At 49.4% G+C, this 528-nt stretch carries 1 protein-coding gene; it reads left to right on the top strand.

All coding sequences use genetic code 11. The features are described from left to right. On the top strand, positions 1 to 528 hold a 528-nt coding region (locus GQS58_RS16955; RefSeq protein WP_166388072.1), incomplete at both ends, for a hypothetical protein.

The following is a 528-nucleotide window of genomic DNA, read 5'->3' as shown; positions in this document are numbered from 1 at the left end:
TTGCAAGGTGTGTTAGTGTTGGTTGTGATTGTGGCTTTTGATCTGAAGAGTGCATTGGGAAGTTTGAAACACCGTCAAAGTCCAAGCAGCAGAAAGCCGCAATCAGCTTCAGCTTCCAGAGTTCCTGATCTTTCTTCTCAAGGGTTCTTGAATCCTTCCCAAAAGGCTTCTCAGCTTCCGAGTCTTGACTACAGAAAATTTGCGCAAGACCCTCTTGGTCTTCAGGAGAAGCAGCTGTTGCAGGGTCCAGTCAAGCCTTTGGACTGGAAGTTTCCCGTCGTTCCAGAGGTGCAACGTGAGTTGGCGGTGAACTTCCAGTTGAGGAAACCTGTGACTCCCAGTAGTGTGGCTGTTCAATGCAGTGAGGACCGGGTTCATGTGGAGGTAAAGAAGGATATGTTCAGCAATGGTCAACTGATCCAGCCATCTGGTTTGTCTATGGGAGGCTGTGCTGTTGTTGGTGAGGACTCTGCCTCTGGGGTGCTCATCCTCGAATATGCACTACAGGACTGCAATAGTGTGCTGATG

The organism is Polaribacter sp. 11A2H (assembly GCF_011379025.1).
Classification (GTDB): domain Bacteria; phylum Bacteroidota; class Bacteroidia; order Flavobacteriales; family Flavobacteriaceae; genus Polaribacter.
Note: the sequence above shows the minus strand (reverse complement) of the source record. Positions and strands in the feature narration are given on the sequence as shown.